This window comes from Thioalkalivibrio sp. ALE11 (assembly GCF_000381205.1).
In the GTDB taxonomy this organism is placed as follows: domain Bacteria; phylum Pseudomonadota; class Gammaproteobacteria; order Ectothiorhodospirales; family Ectothiorhodospiraceae; genus Thioalkalivibrio.
This window is the reverse complement of the sequence record NZ_KB906172.1, coordinates 37,751-58,322: the sequence shown is the minus strand read 5'-3', so window position 1 is coordinate 58,322 and position 20,572 is coordinate 37,751. Positions and strand designations below refer to the sequence as shown.

14 protein-coding genes are annotated in these 20,572 nt (G+C 68.0%); all 14 read right to left on the bottom strand.

The window, feature by feature from the left end:
* Window positions 1-91: 91 nt before the first annotated feature.
* Window positions 92-2,461: a type II secretion system secretin GspD gene (gene gspD / locus F620_RS14335; protein WP_231373891.1), complete on the bottom strand. Its 2,370-nt coding sequence runs from the start codon at window positions 2,459-2,461 to the stop codon at window positions 92-94.
* Window positions 2,462-2,526: 65 nt separating this feature from the next.
* Window positions 2,527-3,111, bottom strand: a complete 585-nt coding sequence (locus F620_RS0110365) for a hypothetical protein (protein WP_019570502.1) — start codon at window positions 3,109-3,111, stop codon at window positions 2,527-2,529.
* Window positions 3,108-3,695 carry a type II secretion system protein GspM gene (gene gspM / locus F620_RS0110360; protein WP_019570501.1) on the bottom strand — a complete coding sequence of 196 codons (588 nt, stop codon included), beginning with the start codon at window positions 3,693-3,695 and terminating at the stop codon, window positions 3,108-3,110. Before gspM ends, F620_RS0110365 begins: the two co-directional genes overlap by 4 nt.
* Complete coding sequence (locus F620_RS0110355; protein ID WP_019570500.1) at window positions 3,685-4,782, bottom strand: PilN domain-containing protein; 1,098 nt, start codon at window positions 4,780-4,782, stop codon at window positions 3,685-3,687. The genes gspM and F620_RS0110355 overlap by 11 nt, the downstream gene beginning before the upstream one ends.
* A gap of 51 nt (window positions 4,783-4,833) precedes the next feature.
* Complete coding sequence (locus tag F620_RS0110350; RefSeq protein WP_026331423.1) at window positions 4,834-5,706, bottom strand: general secretion pathway protein GspK; 873 nt, start codon at window positions 5,704-5,706, stop codon at window positions 4,834-4,836.
* Between the two features lie 77 nt (window positions 5,707-5,783).
* Window positions 5,784-6,440: a prepilin-type N-terminal cleavage/methylation domain-containing protein gene (locus tag F620_RS0110345; protein WP_155987008.1), complete on the bottom strand. Its 657-nt coding sequence runs from the start codon at window positions 6,438-6,440 to the stop codon at window positions 5,784-5,786.
* 8 nt (window positions 6,441-6,448) lie between these two features.
* Window positions 6,449-6,883: a prepilin-type N-terminal cleavage/methylation domain-containing protein gene (locus tag F620_RS0110340; protein ID WP_019570497.1), complete on the bottom strand. Its 435-nt coding sequence runs from the start codon at window positions 6,881-6,883 to the stop codon at window positions 6,449-6,451.
* Window positions 6,876-7,343, bottom strand: a complete 468-nt coding sequence (locus F620_RS0110335; RefSeq protein ID WP_026331420.1) for a GspH/FimT family pseudopilin — start codon at window positions 7,341-7,343, stop codon at window positions 6,876-6,878. The genes F620_RS0110340 and F620_RS0110335 overlap by 8 nt, the downstream gene beginning before the upstream one ends.
* A gap of 47 nt (window positions 7,344-7,390) precedes the next feature.
* Window positions 7,391-7,849: a type II secretion system major pseudopilin GspG gene (gspG, locus tag F620_RS0110330; RefSeq protein WP_019570495.1), complete on the bottom strand. Its 459-nt coding sequence runs from the start codon at window positions 7,847-7,849 to the stop codon at window positions 7,391-7,393.
* 99 nt (window positions 7,850-7,948) lie between these two features.
* Complete coding sequence (locus F620_RS0110325) at window positions 7,949-9,151, bottom strand: type II secretion system F family protein (RefSeq protein ID WP_019570494.1); 1,203 nt, start codon at window positions 9,149-9,151, stop codon at window positions 7,949-7,951.
* A 5-nt stretch (window positions 9,152-9,156) separates the two neighbouring features.
* On the bottom strand, window positions 9,157-10,887 hold the full coding sequence (gspE, locus tag F620_RS0110320; RefSeq protein WP_038030923.1) for a type II secretion system ATPase GspE: 1,731 nt from the start codon (window positions 10,885-10,887) through the stop codon (window positions 9,157-9,159).
* A gap of 148 nt (window positions 10,888-11,035) precedes the next feature.
* A complete protein-coding gene (gene recD, locus F620_RS0110315; RefSeq protein WP_019570492.1) occupies window positions 11,036-13,090 on the bottom strand; it encodes an exodeoxyribonuclease V subunit alpha in 2,055 nt (684 codons plus the stop codon).
* Window positions 13,087-16,875, bottom strand: a complete 3,789-nt coding sequence (recB, locus tag F620_RS0110310; RefSeq protein WP_019570491.1) for an exodeoxyribonuclease V subunit beta — start codon at window positions 16,873-16,875, stop codon at window positions 13,087-13,089. The genes recD and recB overlap by 4 nt, the downstream gene beginning before the upstream one ends.
* Window positions 16,872-20,432, bottom strand: coding sequence for an exodeoxyribonuclease V subunit gamma (recC, locus tag F620_RS0110305; RefSeq protein ID WP_026331419.1), 3,561 nt, complete (start codon window positions 20,430-20,432; stop codon window positions 16,872-16,874). The genes recB and recC overlap by 4 nt, the downstream gene beginning before the upstream one ends.
* Window positions 20,433-20,572: the final 140 nt, after the last annotated feature.

The following is a 20,572-nucleotide window of genomic DNA, read 5'->3' as shown; positions in this document are numbered from 1 at the left end:
AGGGATCCGCAACCCTGCAGATGCCTTGGAACCCCGCTCGCGCGGTTGCCCCAAGGGTTCATGATCAAGCTAGCCAATGAGCTCGGTGCGGTCAAGGACTTTCGTTGTTTTTTTCGCATGAGTCCGTCACATTTTCGCCACACTCGCTGTCCATGTCGTCATGACGCCGCAATTCCGCGCCCCGAGCCTCGATGCCGTGCATGTGCCGGCGGAAATCTTCGGTGATGGCGCGCACTTCTGCCGAGTCGTTGGCGACGCGGGGCGTCAGGAGAACCAGCAGCTCCGTCCGGCGAGTGGCTTCGCTGGTCGCTCCGAACAGGTTGCCCATCAGCGGAATGGAACGCAGGCCGGGGATCCCCTGCTCGCTGACGTCGGTGGATTCTCGGATCAGCCCCCCCAGCACGATGGTCTCGCCGCTCTGCACGGCAACGGAACTTTCAATCAGCCTTTGCTGGATCGTGGGGGAATCGATGCCCGAGGTGGTGGTCTGCGAAACGTCATTCACTTCCTGGAAGACGTCCAGGGTGACCATCCCGCCGGAGTTCACACGGGGGGTCACTTCGAGGTTCACGCCGGTATCGCGGAACTGAATGTTGCTGACGATAACGGGATTGTCCGTAACGGCGCTCGTGGTTTCGGAGGTCCGCACGGGCACCTGGTCGCCCACGCGAATGGTGGCGCTATGGTTGTCCAGCACCATGATCGACGGGGAAGAAAGCACCTCGACACGGGAATCCTCCGCGAGGGCGCTGAGTACGGCACGCACTTCGCCGGCATTGTCGACGAGGGAGTAATTGAAGCCAGGGAACTGGCGCGAGATGTCGGCCGACGAGGAGGTGCCAAATATACCGCGCCCCTCGTACGAGCCCATGCTGTTTTCGAAGAACCACTGCAGACCATAGCGAAGTTCGTCGCGCAGCGTGACCTCCACGATGCTGGCATCCACAAGAACCTGCCTGGGCGCGATATCCAGCTCACGCAGGGCGTCGCGCAGGATCTCGTAATCCCGCTCACTGGCCATGATCAACAGCGCATTGTTGGTTTCGTCGGCGAGGATGCGCACATCCCCTTCCAGGGCACCACCCATGCTGGATTCGTCGGCGGAGACGGCGGTCGCCCGTGTCTCCGGGGCGTCCGCAGCCCCTCCATTGTCATTGGGGTTCCCTTCACCCGAGTCCTCTGCCCCCAGGCGCACCTCTTCCATTCCCGGCGCCAGGCTCGGCGAGTCCTCGTCTGCCGCCGGAGCATCGGAAACGGGCTCACCGTCAAAGAGCTGTGAAAGGAGATCGGCAACCTGGCCCGCCTTGCCATGCTCCAGACGGTGCACATGCAAACGGGTGCTATGCGGATCACGGCCGCGGTCCAGCCGCTCGACCCATTCGCGGGCCTCACGGAGGTATTCCTCCTGGGGCGTAATGGCCAGGATCGCGTTGAGCCGCTCGACTGGAATGAACCGAAACAGTCCCGCCACCGGGGACTCGCTGTCTGGGCCGAACAGGCCTTCCAGTTCGCCCACGATATCCTGCACGTCGGCGTTCGCCAACGTGAACATGCCCACGGACATGCCTTCGAGCCAATTCACATCGAAGATCTCGATAGTCTCAAGCCACTGCCCGAGCTGCTGGCGGTTACCCGCCAGGATCAGCATGTTCCGGGCAGGGTCGGTACGCACGACGGCCCCGCTGGAGGTGAATGGCTCGAGGATCTTCGCCATCTCCGACACGGCGATGTACTCCAGGGGCACGATGCGCACGTTCATGCCGGGCTGCCCGGAATCCAGACGAGGAACCTGACCCCGCAATGCCCCTTCCCGGGGCACGACCCGGAACAGACCATCATCCTGAACGAGTGCCGCGCTATTCATCTGCAGGAGGTTTTCCAGCGTCGGCAGAAGGTCGTCGCGCGACAGGGGGCGGGAAGTCTGCAGGGTGACTTCGCCGGATACGGCAGGATCCACGACGTAGTTTTCGCCCAGCTGCTCACCCAGGATGAAGTGCGCGACCTCGGTCAGGTCCGCGCGTTCAAAATTGAGCGTGAGGTCTCCGGTTTCGGGATCGATGCGTGCGGGCTGGCGTGCACGATCTTCATCAAAGAACCGGCCGGTGCCGGGAAACAGCTGGACCCGTTCCTCGTCGTCCGTGTCCACCACCGCCGACGCATCGGGATCCAGGGGCAGGGGCTCCACACGGCTGGCGGCCCGGGAAGAACGTTGAACCCGGCCCTCCGGTGCCGGTCTCTCGGTTGCCGACCTTTCAAGCACCTGCTCGAGACTGCGCGATTCATCTTCACCAGCGCCGTCGCGCTCGCCCAGGGAGGCACACCCGCCGAGGAGCAGGGCAGCCCCGGCCACCATTGCCAGCCACACTCCCCGAGGCACCTTCAGGGGAGTACTGGACACTGGCCCGAGGGAAAGACGACGCGAATTTGGTTGCATTGATGGACCGCTCTTGATCATGTTCATTCGTCATTAACTCGCAGGGGGCTCATCCGGATTGTCACCACCCCCACCAGGCGCACGCCCCATCCTCAGTCGCGCGCACGCGGACGGGATCGGACGGGTTCCGCCGGATCCCCGACCGATCCGGAAGGCCGCAGTTCCAGCCGTTTTCGGGAATCGCCAGCAGTGAATTCCACGAACGAGGGCTCGATCACATCCAGGCTCCAGCCTTCGATTTCCTCACCGGGTGCCAGACGCAATTCACGCGCGGCACCCTCAACCTCGAGCCACGCATAACGAGCCTCGCCGACAACGAGGACGCTCCTCAGAGTGGCCTCCAGCGGGTCGGGCGGTTGTTCGGGCTCTTCGACCTCGGGTTCAGGATCCTCGTCGGGAGGATCGTCCACCGGGGGACGCCGCGTGCTCATAAACAACGGACGCTCGATCATGTTGGTATAGGACGGCGCCACCAACCCCGGCCGGAGGGTCGCTTCCAGCGCCATTTCATGGGCCGTGGCGTCGGAGGCCGCCACTGGCTGCTGAAGCGTTTCGTGCTCGCCCAGCACCCCGGCCTGCCAGCGTTCCAGCCATATCCAGGTGATCAGGGCGCCGGCCAGGATCAGGACCAGCGCGACCACCAGGGAGACATTCCCCCGCCTCACCGCCTGCTTCATGGTGCTCCGGCCCCCATATAGGCATGCAGGTCAAACTGAGCGTTGACCCGCCCGCTTTCCTCGCTCTCCATGCCCCGCCGCACGCGCCGGCTTTCCAGGCGCAGATTGAGGTCATCCACAAACATCAGCGGCGTTCGATATTCAAGCTCGGAAAGGATGCCGGCCAGCTGTTCGCTGTCCACCGACAGGCGCACCGAGACCGTAACCCGCCGAAACCCCTCTTCCTCTCGCACAGGGCGCACCTGGGTGGATTGCAACTCCCCGCCATGTCCCGTGACGACATCGGAAAGAAGCTGCTGGACCTCAGCCGCCGCAAGGGCGGGGGTCTCGGCTTCCAGAACATGCCCCAGGGCTTCATGCTGTTCGCGCAGGGCCTCCACCTCAGTGCGCAGCCGCGGCAACTGCGCGGCGGAACGTTCCAGACGCTCCCGTTGATGCTCAGCTGTGGCAATCGCATCCAGGTAATGCGGGTAGCGAGCCAGGTATGGCCCCACAAGGGCGAACACCACGATCATTACCAGGGCGAGCAACAGACCGACGGCCACGAATCGCCGCTCACGCTGGTTCCACTGCTCAACCTTCATCGGCCGCTCCGCTCGTTACCCGCAGGCTGATTCGGAACGAATCCTGACCCGAGCGGGAATCCGTGGTCACCGGCGCGGCGAAGGAAACATCCCGGAACAACGGCGAAGACTCCATCCGTTCAATCAGCCCGGAAGCGGAGGCCGCCAGCCCCTGGATCTCAACGCGATCACCCCGCACCTCCAGATCCCGCAGCCAGGCCTCGTCAGGCAAGGTGGCGCTCAGCTCTTCCAGGATCTCCAGTGCCGCTGGCTGTTCCTGCTTGCGGGACACCAGATACTGTGTTTGATGTTCGAGCGAATTCCGCTCTTCTCGCAGGTCTTCGGCTTCCATCGCCACTCCGCGCAGGTCCGCCACTTCCTGGTTCAATTGAATGGCGGTATCGCGAAGCACCCAGAGGGGGAGAGTCAACGTCAGGAGAAGCGCGACCGCGACCGCACCTGTCAGGAGTTTCCGGACGCTCACCCACGAACGTGCCGACACGGTTTGCCCCGAACGAGGCGCAAGGTCCATCCCCACGGCCCCGGCCGCGAACACATGGGCGGGATACACCTCGCGAACACGCAGCCGTTCCATAAGGCCATCGAGACGCTGACGCAGCGCAACCGCCAGCTGCACCCGTAGCGCATCGTCGGGAGTCCGCCCAAGAATCCGGTAGGAGTAATAGACAGAGTCGGCAGTGAACGGAGTATACCGATCCATCTCGTAACGCAGAACCTGGGCGAGATTCTCACTGGCCGCCGCGGGCAGCTGGATCTCACGGACCAGCGACTGCGGTGGATGCAGGCACAACACCAGCTTGCTGTCCGATCCGAGCTCCTCCCGAGCCCGCTCCAGCACTTCGTGCAGTTCGGCGAGGTCATCGTCGACCTGTCGTTCAAGGACCTGCTCTTCCAGGGCCAGCGCAAGCACACGAACGGAGCCGCCGTCCGTGTGCAGTTCGATCCGACGATCCGCGAACCGCAGGCGCTCACGCACACGAGGAGGCAGCATGCCCGCCAGTTCGCCGACCCACCAACGCAGGAAATCGCTGGCGCGCCCACGCCAGGCACGCAGCTGCCCGCCGAGCGTCCCGGAACGCTCGATCACGCCAACCTCATGTTCTGAGAAATCTGATCAGCCGAAGCCGGCCGACCGTTTTCAATCCGAGGCACTGCGCCCCCCCGTTCTGTAACGCGTAATTTGAAAGGGCTCGACTCCCTGATCCCGCGCTCGAACCATGTCGACCTCGATGCGGTACTCGAAACCGGAGGGCAGGCGAGCGGAAGACTCGACAGTGTACGCGTCCGAGACTGCTGACCCCAACCGGTCCGTACCATCCAGACCGGGTACCGGTTCACCGGCCTCCTGTGCCCGAACACGCTGTTCGAGGAAGCCGTCGACGGTTGCCTCATCGGCCCCGGGAAGGGCCATCAACACCGCCCTCGACGCCGATGGACGATGGACCGAGCCCTGACGTGAATGCACCGTCACCATGGGTTCCAGTCGACGATAAACCTCGGGCGTCATCCCCGGCACAAGAAGCAGCTCCTCCACCGAACGAAAAGGAGCATTGAGCGGCCCGTAACTCAATCCGGCCGCCCGATACCCTTGCTCCCCCTGACTGGCCTGACGCCTGTGCGGGCTTGAATCACGCCAGTCAAGGAGATTGTCCAGCACCATGTCGCGCTCGTCAGCGTGCTCCAGTCCCGCCTGCAACAGGGCCCCATCCAGCAATTCCCGACCCGCTGAGTTGAGGTCAATACGGGCCGCTACCGAGGTCACACGGACGTCCAGCTCCGCAGACTGCCATTCAACGGTGCGTACCCGCCCATCAGCTTGCCAGCGCCTCTCGTCGTCCGGATGCGCGAGCCCGAGCATCGCCAAGCGGACACCGGCTTCCGCCGTCGAGCGCCCCTCGACCGTATCGATCATGTTCTGGACCGTCCGGGCCTCCCGAGTCATCCCCAGGCTGAAGCTGGACGCGATTACCGTGAGCAGGGTCACAACCCACAGCACCATAATCAGGGCCATGCCACCCTGGACCGGACGCCCCCCCGGTCGGATGACGCGCTTACACATAGAAGCACGCAAGGGGCCCCGACGGGCCATCATCGATGAGGCCCAATGTCAAATTGAGGTGTGGGCTTCGCCTGGCGTGGAGCGACCGACAGATATATCGACGTCTGCGAACCACGGTCGCTCTGCAGGGTCAACGTAACAAGATCGGGGAGCCGGTCGCGGACGGACCATTCACTGAACCACTCGGCTTCCTCATCCAAGTTCGACCGACCATAATAGGATAACTCCATCGCATCGATTCCCGCCAGCAGCAATTCAGTATCTTCGACCTGGTCAGCCGGGGCCTCCAGCGTATCCGGATGCAGCAGACGAAAACGCAAGACTAGACCCTCGCCGCGCGCGGTCTCTCCGAGCTCCAGGGTCTGCCACTGGATCCCGCCGCCGCCCCGGTGAGCGGGCAGCGGCGAGGCCCAGCGCACGCGGTTTGGTTCACCCTCGAAGGCGATCCGCGCCTGTTCGCCGTCGCGCTCGAGCATCAGCGGCATGGCCAGGGCAAGCTGCCGGTCCAGCAACCGCAGGGCCAGCTCCTCTTCTGCCGTTTCAGCAACGCTTCGCTCGGCTGCGTCCCAGCTGCTCACCCCCAGACGCAACGCCGAAAACAACGCCGTCATAATCAGGCTGAGCAGGACCAGCGCGATCAGGACCTCCATCAGGGTGAAGCCTCGGGCTGACACTCGCCCAGGCATCGACGACATCAATTTTCCTCCTGAAGGCGCAGCGTCGAAAGACTGAATTCCCTTTCGCCTCCCCGCCCTTCCCACGTCACACGAGCCGTTATGCGATATGCGACAAACGCATCGGATTGCAGATTCTCCGCGAGGTCCGATTCCTGCTCGACCCACGTTTCCCAACGATAACGCGTGCCCTCGAATGCGCCTGACCTGTGGCCGGTTTCCAGCGGACGCTCGACAGAACGTTGCTCCAGCAACGACTGCGCAAAACGCTGGGCCGCAGTGTACTGTTCCGCCATTCCCGCAGTACGCAAACCGCTGGAGAACACCTGGAACAGAACGGCCAGGACCAAAGCCATGATGGAGAAAGCCACCAGGACTTCGATGAGCGAGAAGCCACCCGCCCGCCGACCTGATCGACAGGCCCCCGGTTCCTTCAAAATACTGCGGTTACCCATCCCGGATACTCACTCGCCCGGTGAGCCAACGAACGTCCACGACGTAGCTGCGCCCTCCGGATTCCAGGGTCAAGCGGCCACCGGTGGAAGATCCGTCCGGGAAAAAGGCGATGCTCCCCTGGTGCTCGCCTCGCACCTCCGAGCGTCCGGTCACCAGTTCCAGGCTGGTATTCTTTCCGAGATCGTGGAGCCGATCATCGTCCACACCTTCCAGGTGGTAGCGACGCTGTTCAAGATCGATCACCACTGCCGTTTCGCGCTGTTCGGCGATTGCCCGACCCCGCGCATAGCGCAGGCCCGAAGCCACATCGCGCGCCGCGCCCTTGAGTTCCATACCTGGCAGCGCTGCCCCGAACTGCGGCATGACCAGCGCCATGGCCGCCCCGGCAATCACCATGACGACCATCAATTCGATCAGGGTAAACCCACGGGAAGCCGTTATGGGTCGAGATTCAGCCATCAGCAAACCTGCCCCGCGCGCTTCCGAAACGCCCCGACGCAATGGCATCAATCCCAGCTGGTAACTTCCTGATTCTCTCCTTCGCCGCCCGGCTGATTGTCAGCGCCGTACGTCCACAGATCGAATCCGCCGTGCTCGCCTGGCTGGCGATAATTGTACGGATTGCCCCACGGGTCATCGGGCACCGAGTTGCGGCGCAAATACGGACCATTCCAGTTTCTGACACCCGAGGGCTCCCTCACGAGGGCTTCGAGCCCCTGATCGCTGCTGGGGTAGCTACCGACATCGATTCGATACAGGTCCAGCGCGGCACTCAGGTCCTCGATCTGCAGCTGAGCGGTCTGTGTCTTGGAGTCACTCAGATACCGCATCACTTGTGGCCCCACAAGCCCGGCAAGCAGGCCCAGAATCACCAGCACAACCAGCAGCTCGATCAGGGTGAACCCCTTGCGTCGAGAGGATGCACGGCGCGCAACGCCCGTTTCATGTCTTTGCGGATACATCATTTTCGTATTTCCCGTAATCAAAACCATCAAAGGCGGATGCGGCCGGCGCCGCGAGGCTCGCTCCCGCCCACACCCGACTCCTGCCGATGGGACCAGCCGTCAGAATGCCAGTTCATTCACACTGACGATCGCAATCAGGATCGACAGGATAATCAACGCGATCACCACACCGAGAGTCACGATCAACAGGGGCTCCAGCAGCGCCAGCATGCGCTGAATGGCGGTACGGACCTCGCGATCGTAGATGTCCGCGACCTGGATCAGCATGCTTTCCATCTGGCCGGTCTCCTCGCCGACCTTGATCATCTGGAGCCCCAGTCGCGGGAACAGCCCCCCTTCCATCAGGGGTTCGCTCATGCCCTCCCCGCTCTTCAGCCCTGCCTCGGCCGCTTCAACCCCTTCCGCCAGAACCTTGTTGCTCAGGGTCTCCCGGACGATGGACAGCGCGGTGAGCAACGGAACGCCGTTCGCCAGAAGAGTACCGAGCGTTCGGCTCATGCGAGCGACCTCGATCTTGCGCACGAGGTCGCCCACCAGGGGCAGACGCAGGAGCCGACCGTCCCAGCGGCGGCGAGTCCGCGGGTTGGCCAGTTGCTGCCGCATGAGCAACAGAATGACCAGGAGCCCTCCCAGCAGCGCCCACCAGAAGTCACTCAGCCACTCGGCCGTCCCGACGACCACCTGCGTCAGCAGCGGCAGCGCCTGCTCGGCATCTTCGAACAGCTGGGTGAAATGCGGGACCACGAAGACCATCAGCACGAATACCGAGATGACCGCCACCGTCAACAGGATTGCCGGATAGATCAGCGCGGAGACGACACTGTCGCGCAATTCACGGGCACGCTCGAGATAGTCGGAGAGCCGCTTGAGGACCTCCTCCATGGCGCCCCCCATCTCCCCCGCGCGGATCATGCTGATATAAAAGCGGGAAAACACGCCTGCCTGCGCCTCCAGGGCCTCGGACAGCGCCTGGCCCTCCCGCACCCGCTCCAGCACACGTGTCGCCATCCGATTGACCTTCGGATCCTCGGCCAGTTCCACGATGATCTGCAACGAACGGTCCAGTGGCAGGCCTGCCCCCAGAAGCGTTGAGAGTTCATGCGTAAAGACCTGGATATCCTGCGCCCGAATCCTGGAGGCGCCGAATGAAAGCCCGCCCATTCCTCCGGCGGGCGCCACCCGGATCGGGATCTGTCCGGCCGCCTGCAGCTGCGCGATAACCTGCTGTTCGTCCGCCGCACTGACTTCGCCCTCGGCCGTCTCGCCACCCTGCATGACGGCCTTGTATCGATACACCGGCATCGCGCTCAGTCCTGCGTCACGCGGAGAACTTCTTCCAGGGTCGTCATGCCCCGCGCGACCTTGTCCAGACCATCTTCGTACATTGTACGCATACCCTCTTCCCGCGCGGAGCGTTCAATGTCGCTCGAGATAGCGTGATTCATGACCTTGCTGCGTACCGAATCCGTCATTACCAGGAACTCCATGATCGCCAGCCGCCCCCGATACCCCGTACCCGCGCATTCATCGCAACCGACCGGACGATGGACCTGCAGACCGTCCGGCGGGGCGAATCGTTCCAGACCGTATTCCTCGCACACTTCGGGGAGCAGCTCCACCGGTTCACGGCAATGCGGACAGAGCTTGCGAACCAGACGCTGCGCCAGGATCCCGTTCACGGTAGAGGTCAGCATGTAGTCATCGACCCCCATGTCCAGCAGGCGGTTCACCGTGCCGGCAGCATCGTTGGTATGCAGCGTACTCAGGACCAGGTGGCCCGTCAGAGCCGACTGCACCGCGATCTGAGCCGTTTCCAGGTCGCGCATTTCGCCGATCATGATGGTGTCCGGGTCCTGACGCACGATGCTCCGCAGCGCCGAAGCGAAATTCAGTCCGATCTGAGGCTTCACCTGGATCTGGTTCACCCCCTCGAGCTCATACTCAACGGGGTCCTCGACCGTCAGGATCTTGCGCTCCGGCGTATTCAAACGAGACAGGGCGGTGTACAGCGAAGTACTCTTGCCACTCCCGGTAGGCCCCGTCACCAGGATGATGCCATGCGGCATATCCAGGACCCGCAGAAATCGCGCAAGGCCTTCCCCCTCGAACCCCAGGGTCTCGAAGTCGAGCACGATGCTCTGCTTGTCGAGCAGCCGCATCACGACACTTTCGCCGTGCATGGTCGGCACTGTGGACACACGGAGATCCAGTTCCTTGCCCTGGATCCGGATCTTGATCCGGCCGTCCTGTGGCAAGCGGCGTTCCGCAATATTCAGGCGCGCCATGATCTTGATGCGCGAGATCACTGCAGCGGTTGAACGTGCCGCAGGGGCATCGATGTCGTGCAGGATCCCGTCGATACGCAAACGCACCTTCAGCTTGCCCTCGAATGGCTCGATGTGAATATCCGAGGCGCGCGATTCCACCGCACGCTGGAGGATCAGGTTCACCAGGCGGATGATCGGTGCCTCGCTGGCCATGTCCCGCAGGTGCTCGACGTCCTCCTCGCGCACGTCTTCGTCGCCGCCCGCTTCCGCGGCGACTGACTCCTCGGCACTCTCTTCGGACCGAACGATGCGTTCCAGAGCCGCACCGATATCGGCCGGCAGTCCGATAGCCGGGCGCACGGTCTTCCCCGTTGCAAGCTGAAGAGCATCCCGCACGAAGCGGTCCCGGGGATCTGTCATTACCAGCCACAGACCGTCATCCTCGGCCTCCAGCATCACCGCACGCGCCTCATTGAGGAAACGCAGCGATGTCCCCTGCGGGATTTCGATGAGTTCCGGATAATCCGACTCCGCCAGCAGCGGCCACTCGGTCAGCGCCGCCAGGGCATCGGCATGATCGCGGTCGGTGATCATGCCGAGCCGCAGCAATACGGCCATCAGGTCAAGGGATTCGCTACGGGCGAGACGGCGGGCCCGCTCCAGGTCCTCGGGGCGCAGCCGGCCCTGCTCACTCAGCCAGACCGCGAGCTGCTCATCGGCAACGGAGTCACCGGCAGCTTCTGCCGGCGGCGACACTAATTGGGCTTCCATCTGGATTTCCGGCTGGGTCAAGGCATGGAACAACATGCAACCGGCCCTTCGGGCCCGGCTGCCGAGGCCTATCATACGCCTCGGCGCAAACCATCGCTAACGTTCACGCCACGCCCATCCGGATAATGCAGCAGCTCCCTGGTGATCGCTATCGCAGCCAGCGGTGCAGGCCGCCGCCACGGCGGATGCGGCGGCCCGCGGCGGTTTCGAGGCGGCCGGGGCGAGGTTCCAGCAGGGTGAAACGGCGGCTGGCGCGGGTGATGGCGGTGTAGACCAGCTCGCGGGTCAGGATCGGGCTGTCGGTGTCCGGCAGGATCAGGGCCACGTGGTCGAACTCGGAGCCCTGCGCCTTGTGCACGGTCAGGGCGAAGGCGGACTCCACGCCCTCCAGGCGGTTGGGCGGGATCCAGCGCACCCGACCGTCGGTGGCGAGGAAAGCGACCCGCAGCACCCGCGACTCCGGCCCGGAAGAGGCTTCGTCGTCCTGCGGCCCGTCCTCGCCCGCGGCCAGCCAGCGCGGCACGGCCAGCGCGATGCCGATGTCGCCGTTGATCAGGCCCAGGGCGTAGTCGTTGCGGGTGACGATCACCGGCCGTCCCTCGACCCATGTGCCCTCGCCCGCCAGCAGCCCCCGCTCCCGCAGGGCCGCCGCGATGCGGCGGTTCAGCTGCTCCAGCCCCCGGGGGCCGCGACGCACCGCGCACAGCAGCTGGAAATGCCCGTGCGCCTGCAGCACCTCGCGCGCCCAGTCCTCCCATGCACCGCGCGCGGCGCCGCCGGCCGGCCGCAGCCGCGCGAGGGCCTCGAGGTAATGGCGATACCCGGCGGCCTCGCGCTGCGGGTCGCCGTCCAGCACCCGCGCCAGCCAGCCACGCCCGTCGCCGGCCTCCAGGGTCAGCCGATCCACCGCGCCATCGGGCGTGGGCAGACGCACCTCCCCGGCCCGGCCCACGTTGACCGCGGTGGCCAGCTGACCGATGCCGCTGTCGGCATCGAAACGATGGCTGTGGCGCAGCATCACCACGTGCTGATCCAGCGCCTGGCCGGCGCCGTCCTGCAGCGCGGCCGGGATCTCCGCGCCGGCATGTGCCTTCAGCCAGGCCACGGTCTCCGGGGTGTAATGCCCGTCGGATGCGCGGGCACAGAGTTCGCCCATCACCGCGCCGGCCTCCACCGAGGCCAGCTGGTCGCGATCGCCCAGCAGGATCAGGCGCGCGTGGCGCGGCACCGCCTCCACCAGCGCGGCCATCAGTTCCAGATCGATCATCGACGCCTCGTCCACCACCAGCACGTCCACCGGCAGCGGGTTCGCCGCGTCGTGGCGAAAACCGCGCGCCCCCGGTCGCGCCCCCAGCAGGCGATGCAGGGTCACCACCCCGGCGGGGATGCGGCTGCGCAGGCGCTCGCCGTCCGGCAGGGCCTCGAGGTTCAGGCGGTCCAGCGCCCCGCCCACCGACGCATTGAGCCGCGCGGCGGCCTTGCCGGTGGGCGCGGCCAGACGGATGCGCAAAGCCTCGCCGTCGCCCTGCAGGCCCTGCAGCAGCGCCAGCAGGCGCAGCACGGTGGTGGTCTTGCCGGTGCCGGGACCGCCGGTGATCACGCCGAAGCCGCTGCCGGCGGCCAGGACACAGGCGATGCGCTGCCAGTCCGGACCGCCCCCCGGTGCCGTGGCGGGAAACAGCCGGTCCAGCCATTGCCGGGTGCGGGCGGGGTCCAGGGCCTCGCGCCAGGCGGGTGCGTCTTCCAGCCGGGCGCGCACCGCCTCGCCCACCCGGCGCTCGGCCTCCCAGTAGCGGCGCAGATAGAGCTGCCCCCGGGCACGCACCAGCGGGCTGGCGCCCGGCGTGTCGTCGGCGCACAGCCGCGCGTCCGCCAGCGCGTGTTCCAGTTCCGCCCGGGTGGTTCCGCGCAGGGCCTCGGAGGGCAGCACCGCGGTGGCCGCCTCGCCCTCGGGCGGCAGCGCCAGGGTGCGGTCGGGGGCCTCCAGCAGCGCGTCCAGATCGAGACACACATGCCCGCGCCCGGCCTGATGGCTGGCCAGCGCCGCCAGCAGCAGGGCCAGCGGCTCCAGCTCCGGGAGTTCCTCGTGCAGCAGACGCACCAGCGCGCGGTCCACGCCGCGCAGCCAGCCGGCCTGTTCCCATTCGGCCAGCCGCGCGAGCACGCCGGCAGCATCCGGCCGGGTTGCGGTGGCCACAGTCATGCCCCGGCCTCCGTGGAGCGCACCGCCGGGCGATCCGGACCTTCGGCGAAGGCACGGTCCAGCCACTCGATCAGCTCGCGCGGCGGGCGCTGATGGAACACGCCCCGCCCCGGCGCATCCACCCCGCGCAGGAACAGGTAGACCCCGCCGCCCATGTGCGTGTCGAAGTCGTAGCCGGGCAGGCGGGCCTTCAGCAGGCGGTGCAGCGCCAGGGTATAAAGCACCAGCTGCAGGTCGTAGCGGTGATCCAGCACCGCCGCGTTCAGCTGCGCCGTGGTGTAGGCCTCCGGCCCGGCACCCAGGCGGTTGGACTTGTAGTCGGCCACGTAATAACGCTCCCCGTGCCGGAACACCAGATCGACGAAGCCCTTGAGCATCCCGTTGATCCGCTTGCGCCCGGCCGGCGGGCGCGCCTCCCCGGGCAGGACATCACGGCGCACCGCCGCATCCAGGGTGTCGCTGTGCAGCCAGCGGGTCTCGAACAGGAACTCGAGCTCGGCCTGATAGCTGTCCAGCCCCGCCAGCGAGAACCCCCCTGTGCCGTCCAGCGGGAACTCGGCCGCCAGCAGGTCGTGCATCCAGCCCTCCAGCACCGGCACCCAGTCGTCCCAGCCGCGGGCACCACAGCGCCGCGCGACCTCGGCGTGCAGACGCGCGCGATCGCCGGCCACCCGCGCAAAGCCCTGTTCGCCGGCCCATTCCAGCAGCCCGTGCAGGAAGGTGCCGGGCTCCGGGCCGTGCGGGAAATCGTGGTGCCCGCCGGCCGGGGCCGTGGTCACCGCCCCGGACTCACGATCGCTGTCCGCGTCGAGGTCACGCCCACCGGCATCCTCGCGCAGGATGTCCTCCTCGGCGGTATCCGGGGCATCGGGGCCGGCATCGGCGAGCGCGGCACTGTCGTCCGGGCCCGGCTCCTCGCGCCGTGCGATGGCGCTGTAGCTGGCCACCCACCAGGGCTCGCGCACCCGGCGCCGCGGGACCCGCGCGGGCCCGGTGGCCGGCGCGGCCTCGCCCGCGCGGCAGCGTTCGGCCGCCGGCGGCGGCAGCGGCTCCACTCGCACGTGGCCTTCGTCGTCGCGCAGTTCCTCCATGCGCGTGGCCAGTGCCGGCGGCTCCACGCCCTCCGGACCGAACAGCAGGTAGCCGACGGCCGTGCGGTGCAGATCGCTATCCTTGCGGTTGCCGTGGCGCACGGGCGCGATCGCCATCCAGCAGGCGTGGCGGGCGCGGGTCATGCCCACATACAGCAGACGCAGGTCCTCGGCGCGCTGCTCGCGCTGCTGGCGTTCCTTCGCCGCGTCGTCCATGTGAAACCGCCACTGCGGGGCCGCGCCCGGCGAGCGGTCCAGGAACGGTACGTCCTTGCTCGTCACCTCGCGGAAACCGCAGACGAACGGCAGGAACACCAGCGGGTACTCCAGGCCCTTGGACTTGTGCAGGGTGACCACCTTGACCAGGTCCTCGTCGCTCTCCAGGCGCAGGATCTGCTCGTCACCGGGCGCGAAATCCGCATCGCGATGCTCGGCCAGGTGGCGGATCAGCGCCTGCTCGCCGTCGAGTTCCGCGTCCGCCTCCTGGAGCAGCTCGCTCAGATGCAACAGGTTGGTCAGCGCGCGCTCGCCGCCCTCGTCCGCGAGCAGGGCACGCGGCACGTCGAAATCGTGCAGCAGGGCGCGCAGCATCGGCAGCACCCCGCGCGCCTGCCACAGCCGGCGATAGGCGCGGAACTGCTCCACCCGCGCCTCCCAGCGCAGCTCGTCCACGGTCAGCCGGTGCAGCTCCGCCAGCGGCAGTCCCAGGGTCGGCGTCGCCAGGGCCGCACGCAGCAGCCGCTCGCTGGTGGGCTCGGCACAGGCGCGCAGCCAGCGCAGCAGATCCCCGGCCTCGGCGGTGGTGTAGACCGAGTCCCCGCCCGAGAGGTACACGCTGCGCACGCCCCGCTCGCGCAGCGCGCGTTCGATCTCGGCGGCCTCCTTGCGATCGCGCACCAGCACGGCCATGTCGCGCGGGCGCAGGCGGCGGAAGCGGGCCTCGCCCGCGTCCCCGCCCTCGACGAAGCCGGTGTGACCGTCCTCGCCGCCGTTCAGCAGCTCCACCATGCGGCTGGCGCAGGCCGCCGCGGCACTCGCCCGCCAGTCGCGGATGCCCACCGGTTCGTCGCCGCCGGCCTGCCACAGGGTCAGCGCGGGCAGCGCGGTGCCGTGTTCCGTCAGGGTCTCGGAGCGGCCGCGGGCGGTGACCGAATGGAACGGGAGCTCCCCGCCCCCGAAGCCGAACGCGCCGTCGGGCCAGGCCTCGGCACGAGCGAACAGGTGGTTCACGCCGGCCACCAGGGATTCCACCGAGCGGAAATTCTTCGGCAGGGTGTAATGCCGCCCGGCGGTGGCGTGGCGGGCACGCAGGTAGCTGTGGATGTCGGCCCCGCGGAAGCGGTAGATCGCCTGCTTGGGATCCCCGATCAGCAGCAGCCCGGTGGCGTCCGGGTTCTCCTCGATGCGGTACACCTTGTCGAAGATCCGGTACTGGTCCGGATCGGTGTCCTGGAACTCGTCGATCAGGGCCACCGGGAAGCGTTCGCGCAGGGTGCGTGCCAGGGCCTCGCCGTCGGGACCGTACAGGGCGTCGCGCAGGCGGGTGAGCAGGTCGTTGAAGCCGATCTGCGCGCGCTGCTGCTGGGCACGGCGAAAACGCCGGTCGATCGCGGCCGCCGCGGCCTTGAGCAGGCGCTCGCTCTCGTCGGCACAGACCTCGGCGTGGTCGTTCAGCGCGATGAACGCCGGATGCAGGTCGGCGGGCAGGGACTGGCCCTTCTTGCAAAACCCCTCCTGCGCCATGCCGGCCGCGCTCATGCGCTCCAGAAGCGGAGTGCTGCCGCCGATGCGCGGCTGCAGCAGCCCCGGGGTGTCCGCCCATTCGCGCATCGCCTCCAGCAGCTGGTCGGGGTTCTTGTATCTGGTCCCGTTGAGCACGTCACGATGCAGCTGGCGGAACTGCGCCTCCACGGCCTCGCGGTCCTCGTTCCAGCGCTGCTTCATCGCGGCCAGCCGCTGCAGGCGATCACCCAGCCAGGCGTTCAGCCCGTCCGGGGTGGTCAGCGCCTCGGTGGCCGGCGGCAGCGGTTCCACCCGCCCCAGCAGCGCGCGCACCTTGCCCAGCAGGGCCTCGGGGTTGGCACCCCAGGCGCCGCGCAGCAAAAGCAGGGCATCGACGCCCTGCGGATACATGAAACTGCGCCAGAAGTCCCGCGCCGCCTCGGCCAGCAGTTCGCGCTGGTCGGCCGCCAGCTCCTGACGGAACGGGCTGCCGGAGGCGAAGGCGTGTTCGCGCAGCACCCGCTGGCACCAGGAGTGGATCGTGGACACCGCGGATTCGTCCATCCACTCGGCGGCCACCTCCAGGCGCCGCGCCGCACCCGCGCGTTCGTCCGGGTCCGGCCACTGCGCGCGCAGATCGAGGTGGACGGGTTCGGCGCCGGCGACCTGCTCCGGGGCTTCGGCGCGGAACACCCGCGCGGCGGTGGCCAGGCCGTCGCGGATGCGCTCGCGCAGTTCCTGGGTCGCCGCCTCGGTGAAGGTCATCACCAGGATCTGCGGCGGCGTCAGCGCCCCGCAGCCCTCGGGCAGCGGGCCGTGTCCCAGCACCAGACGCAGGTACAGCGCGGCGATGGTGTAGGTCTTGCCGGTGCCGGCGCTGGCCTCGATCAGCCGCGAGCCGTGCAGGGGCAGCGCCAGCGGATCCAGCTCGCGCACGTCCTCATGGGTGTCCGTCCCGGGCGCGTGGGTCATGCCGTCTCCTCCCCGGTGTTCAGGCTGTCGAACAGCGGGCGATACAGGCGCGTGCTCCAGTGCGCCATCGCCGGGTCCGCCAGCAAGGCCTGCGGATCCGGCCAGGCGCGCGCCAGCGCCGGGCGCCGGGCCAGTTCGCCGGCCTCGTGGTAGCCGTCCCCTTCCAGCACGCGCAGCGCGGCCGCGTGCGCATCCCGGTCTTCATCCTCGGCCCGCAGCCAGGCCCCGGCCGCCGCGGCCGCCAGCGGCAGCGGGCGTTCCAGCGCGGCGGCCCAGCCTTCCAGCAGGGTCTCCAGATGCGCGCGGGCGGTGGCCCGGTCGAGGGCCACGAAACGGCACTCGGTATCCAGGCCCACCAGACGGGTCTCGACATCGGCGCGCGCGGCACACGCGATCAGGTGACGCACCCAGGCGCCCGTCAGCTTGTCGATGCGCCAGGCCTTCTTGTCCTTCAGCCGGCTGACCGTGGATTCCAGCTGCAGGGCCGCCTCCTGCGGAGCGCCCTCCGGCGGGATCCGCAGCGCGGCCGGCAGGGCCTCCAGCTGCCAGCCGGCCGCCGCCACGCGCACCGCCGGCAGCGCCGGGGCCCGCCGCGGGAAGGCCTGCAAAGGTTCGGCGATGCGTTCCAGGAGTCGTTCGGCGTCCCCGATCAGTTCCGTGCGCTGCAGCTCGCCGGCCGCCCCCAGCGGCAGGTGCCCGGCGCGCAGCAGGCGACGGGATTCCGCCTCCAGGGTCGGACGGCGCCGCTGCAGCCATGCCTGCGCGTCCTCGTCCGCCTCGATCTCGCCGTCCTCCAGGGCCGTGGCCACCAGCCGCTGGCGCAGCTGCCAGCCCTCCAGCCCCGCCACGCCGAACGGCTCCAGGTCCTCGGTCGCGCCCGGGTCCTCATCGAAATGCACGCCCAGACGCTGGGCGAAGAACACCTCGACCGGGTCCTTCAACAGCCGCACCAGGGTCTCCGGCCCGAGCACGGCGTCCTCCGCCTCCGGAGCCGGGGGTGGCAGGGTTTCGTCCTCCACCATCGCGTCCGCTGGCGCCGCGCCCGCCGCCGGGGCGGCGTGCACCGCCTCCCATTCGGCGGCATAGGTGAAATGCCGCGCCGGCGCGGACGCCGGATCCGGATCCCCGGCGGGGAAGTTGACCGGCGCGAAGGGCTGCAGCGGGTGTTCGATGGTCAGCTGCTCCAGCAGGGGCGTCTCGCCCGGGGGCTGCCAGCCGGCCGCCAGATGGTCGCGCAGCTGGGCCACCAGCACCGACGGCGGACGCGGTTCGTTGTCGCGCACGCTGCGCCCCACCCAGCTGACATGCAGATGGTCGCGCGCGGACAGCAGGGCCTCCAGGAACAGGTAGCGGTCGTCCTCGCGCCGCGAACGGTCGCCGGGGCGGTAATCGCGGGTCATCAGGTCGAAGTCCACCGGCGTCGGGCGCCGGGGGTAGTCGCCGTCGTTCATCCCCAGCAGGCAGACCGCCCGGAACGGGATCGCGCGCATCGGCATCAGGGTGCCGAAGTTCACCGCCCCGGCGAGGAAGCGCTGCCCCACCCCGGCCTCCTCCTGGCTCGCCAGCCACTGCTCGCGCACCACGGTCAGCGGCAGGGCCTCGGTCAGGCCGGCGGCGTCACAGTCCTCGCGCCACTGCTCCAGGGCATCCTCCAGACGCCGCAGGCTCAGCAGCTCGTCCTCGTCTTCGCCCAGAAAGAAGTCCTGCAGCAGGCCGTGCAGACAGGCGGCCCAGTCCTCCGGGCTCTGCGCGCGGCGCAGGGCCTCCCAGGCCCCGGACAGCGCCTCGATCAGGTGGTCCAGCGGCCCCAGCAGCGTGGCCGCCAGTCCGCCGCTCTCGGCAAACGGTTCGATCGCCTGCCAGGCCTCGCCGTCGCCCACCGCGTAGCCCAGCAGCATGCGCCGCAGGCCGAAGCGCCAGGTGTTCTGCTCCAGCCCCCCGGGCAGGCCCAGGCCGGCGCGCTGACGGGCATCCAGCCCCCAGCGCACGCCGGAGGCCTCGGCCCAGCGGTGCAGGGCCGCCAGATCGTCCTCGCCCAGGCCGAAGCGCCGCCGCACCGCGGGCACGTCCAGCAGATCGAGCACCTCGCTCACGCCCATGCGGCTTTCCGGCAGGGCCAGCAGGCGTTCCAGCGCGATCAGCACCGGGTCGCGCCCGCGCGGCCCCTGATCGGCCAGGGTGTAGGGGATGTGCCCGGGCTCGTCGGGCCCGCGCTGGCCGAACACCGCGTCGATGTACGGTGCATACACGTTGATGTCCGGCACCATCACGATCACGTCGCGCGGGCGCAGGTCGGGATCGGCATCGAACAGTGCCAGCAGGCGGTCATGCAGGATCTCCACCTCGCGCAGCGGGCTGTGCGCGACATGGAAGCGTACCGAGGCATCGGCCGGGTCCACCGGCGGCCAGGCCTCGCGGGTCTCGCCGAGCGGGCGCAGCGCGCGGATGTCCTCCTGCAGCTGGTGCAGCAGACAGGCCTCGCCGTGCGGCTCGAAGAAGTCGATGCGCTCCCAGTCCAGCCCCTCCAGCACATGGCGACGGCGCGCCGGATCGTCATGCTCGTCGAGCAGGGCGATGTAGTCGCGCCCCTGGCGCCCCCAGGCGGCCAGCAGCGGATGGGCGTGGCTGTGCAGCGTGGTCTCGTCCAGCACCTCGGGCATGTCCGGGCGCCGCGCCTGACGCCGGCGGCGGGCGCGCAGCAGGTCGCGGTCGGCCACGATGTCGGCCCAGTAGTGCTCGCAGGGGTTGTGCACGCAGACCAGGATCTGACACACGCCCGCCAGCCCCTCCAGCGCCTCCAGGATCTGCCCCGGCATGGAGGAGATGCCGAACACGATCAGCCGCCGCGGCACCCCGGCGGGTCGCTGCTCGAGATCCGCCACCGCCCGCATGTAGCGCTCGTGCACCGCGGAGCGGCTGACCCACGCCTGTTCGTCGCCCACGTCGTCCAGCAGGGCCCGCCACAGCTCGGCCTGCCAGCGCTGCTCCGGGGCCAGTTCGGGCTCCTCGCCGCGCGCCCCGCGCAGCACGTCACGGCCGTCGGCCCAGTCCGCCAGCCAGTCGGCACGGTACACCTGATACTGGTCGAACAGATCGGCCAGACGCTCGGCCAGCTGGTAACGCTTGCGCAGGTCGCCGCCCGCCTCCGGGCCGTCGTCACGCAGGAATTCGGCCAGCGGGGCAAAGGCCGGGCGCTGCAGCAGCGCCGGCAACAGGCGCATCAGCCGCCACAGCAGCGGGCGCTTGGCGAACGGGGATTCCAGCGGCACCGCCTCGGCACCCAGCACCGCGCGATAGGCGGACCAGATGAAGCGCGAGGGGAGCTGCATGTCCAGCGCCGCGGCGATCCCGCAGCCGGGCGGATCGGCATCCGGATCGGCCGCCAGCGCGTGCCGCAGCCACTGCGCCATGCCGTTGCTCTGCACCAGGATGGTCTCGTTCTCCAGCGGCGCCGGCGGCGCCCGCCGCACCCACTCGACCACCAGCGAGCGCAGCGACTCCAGCCGGTTGCCGTGCAGCACCACCATCCCTGGCTGCAGTTCCTCGCTCGCCTCCACGCCCGCTCCTGCCGCTGTCCGTCGTCGTGCCGGCTACCGTCGCAAAAGCCCGCCGGGGTGTCCAGCGACCCCGCAATCCGGCACCAGGGTCCACGTCACCTCCGGACAAAAGGCTGTGACCTCAATACGGCTCAGGTAAA